Origin of the sequence: Colwellia marinimaniae (assembly GCF_002207865.1) — a bacterium.
Classification (GTDB): domain Bacteria; phylum Pseudomonadota; class Gammaproteobacteria; order Enterobacterales; family Alteromonadaceae; genus Colwellia; species Colwellia marinimaniae.
This window is the reverse complement of sequence record NZ_BDQM01000073.1, coordinates 1-2479: the sequence shown is the minus strand read 5'-3', so window position 1 is coordinate 2479 and position 2479 is coordinate 1. Positions and strand designations below refer to the sequence as shown.

Genomic DNA, 2479 nt, shown 5'->3' with positions numbered 1-2479 from the left:
TTTGCCAGCGACAGGCATTTTTTTGATTGGCTCCATAAGAACACTTTACGTCTTGTGGAGCTAAAGGGATACCCCTTGTTTGTATACAGTATAGCTGGAATTATAAATGTGTCTTTGATAGACAGAATATTTCCGTAATGTACGCAATAATGAAAAAGTTAAAACTTTATTAAAGTCTTTGATATTAAATATGAAAGAGAGTATTTTAGTATGAATTAAATATCATGATAGATGGAAAAAGTCCGTGTTTAAATACGGAATTATTCTCTCTATTAAGCTGTTAGGTGAATGGAGCAATCGGTGGCCAAGTACACATCAGAACAATTGTCAGTATTGGCAGAGTTATCTTTGAAACTATACATAGCGAAATATAAAGCATCTGAAAATTTACAATATTCGATTACGCCGAAAGCTAATAAGAATAAAATACATGCAGTCGCTCATGAAATTGAGATGAGTACTGGCACTGCTGAAATATATTCTGAAAGGTTATTCAATTTATTTAATGAATTAAATGGCTTCAATTTACACAATGGACTCCCACCCTGCCAAGGTGAACTCAGGACTTGTGGGCTTAGCGTGTTTGATGAGAAGTACTTTGTAAAACACGCTATTTCTAATAGCTCTTCGTATGACGATGAGTTAAACAAAAGAATCAAAGACTCACAAAAATTATCTCAAGAGGATAGATTAAAACAGTTAGACGTTTCGTCTAAATTGCCAGAGAGGGTAGAAGTGACCATACACCGCTTTATCCGTAACGCTAACGTAATTGTTGAGGTATTAAATAGAGCTAACGGCATATGCGAAAATTGTAAGTCGGAAGCTCCTTTTTTGAGATCCAAAAATAAGACGCCATATCTCGAAGTCCACCACATTAAGAAATTGGCAGATGGTGGTGAAGACACAGTTGAGAATGCTTTAGCGGTATGTCCAAATTGTCATAGGCAGTTACACTTCGGTTAATTCACCTAACAAGCAATTCAACGGGACACGCAACAGTTGGCCGCGTTCACTCCGTTCACAAGTATGGCCAACTATTACTTAGCCCGTTAATTGGGCGTTAGAGGTATACCGGGTATGTGGAAACATGTTCCTAATTGGCATTCTTTTAAGTCATTAGGTAAAAGTAAAGTTATTCGATCTAGCTATTGGTGGTTATTCCTAGCGCCAATGCTAGCAAAGGTATTTGAAGCTACAGGTGATGAAATCATAGTAACGATTTTGAATGCAACATTCAAAATCACTCTAAAGCTTCCGTTCAGTTGGTCTTTATTCTACTTTAGCGCCGTATGCTTCGCAGCAGCAAGCTTGATTTATTTAGTTCGAGGCCCTCAGATGATTGATGTGTATGAAAATTTTGAAGACTGGGGAAAATCAGGAAGGGATCAAACTTCATTAATTAGGGGCTTTCTTTTTGCATATAGAGATGATTCAGGAATGTCTCCTAATATTATTAGTGATAAAACTAAAGATTATTTTTTGAAACATCACCTCGAGTATAAAGGTGATTTTAGTAAAATAACCAAAAAACTACGTATTCCGATGAGTGTTATAAAATCAGGAATACCTAAAGATAATTTAAAAGCTACATATTATTATGTTTTTGACACTTACAAAATAATCAGGTCAAAAGCACGTTTATTAATGCTTGTATTTTATACTATTGGCTTTGCATGTTTTTCAATTGTACTAGTTCAAAACTTCATTTATGTATGTAAATACCTCTAACAAGCAATTCAACGTGACACGCAACAGTTGGCCGCGCTCACTACGTTCACAATTATGGCCAACTATTACTTAGCCCGTTAATTGGGCGTTATATCTCTCAAGGAAGGTTCGTGAAAATTATCCAAGCTACTATTGAAAATCTTGACTCTGTTGCTGAGTTATTTGACCTTTATCGTCAATTTTACGAACAAGAAAGTGACATAGGTGCTGCTAAAGAGTTCATTAAACAAAGGCTAGAGTTAAATGACTCTACAATCCTTTTAGCTTTATCCGCTGAAAATTTACCTATTGGTTTTACTCAACTCTATCCTGCCTTTTCATCTGTGGCTATGAAGCCAATGCTTTACTTAAATGATTTATTTGTTCTTTCTACAGTACGTAAATCAGGTATAGGAAAAGCCTTACTAGATGCTGCATACGATGTTGCATTAGATACTGGAGTTGGTAATTTAAAGCTTGCTACAGCTATTGATAACTTTTCGGCGAAGTCACTATATGAGAACAGTAGCTATAACAAGGTAACAGCTTTTGACCACTACACTCGGAAAGTCGAGATATAACAAGCCAATCAAAGTGGACAAATAACAGCTTGGCTTTTTGTTCACTGCGTTCACTATTTTAGCCAAGTATTATTTGCCCGTTATTGGGGCGTTAGTTGGCTAATAAAAAAGATCGTCTAAGTGCTAAATAATTCAGTTTCACCAATTCACTGTTTGGTGCTTTACCGCGAATAAGTTAGTCACTTTTA

General features: G+C 35.9%; 3 protein-coding genes. All 3 read left to right on the top strand.

Annotated elements, in window-relative coordinates:
• Positions 1–300 precede the first annotated feature (300 nt).
• Complete coding sequence (locus tag MTCD1_RS18125) at positions 301–966, top strand: HNH endonuclease (protein ID WP_197410315.1); 666 nt, start codon at positions 301–303, stop codon at positions 964–966.
• 114 nt (positions 967–1080) lie between these two features.
• On the top strand, positions 1081–1731 hold the full coding sequence (locus MTCD1_RS18120; protein ID WP_057183650.1) for a hypothetical protein: 651 nt from the start codon (positions 1081–1083) through the stop codon (positions 1729–1731).
• A 110-nt stretch (positions 1732–1841) separates the two neighbouring features.
• Positions 1842–2291, top strand: coding sequence for a GNAT family N-acetyltransferase (locus MTCD1_RS18115; protein ID WP_057183652.1), 450 nt, complete (start codon positions 1842–1844; stop codon positions 2289–2291).
• Positions 2292–2479: the final 188 nt, after the last annotated feature.

What these genes read in the sequence shown, in the direction of transcription:
- MTCD1_RS18120 (WP_057183650.1), top strand. Translation starts at nt 1,081, where the DNA reads ATGTGGAAACATGTTCCTAATTGGCATTCTTTTAAGTCATTAGGTAAA.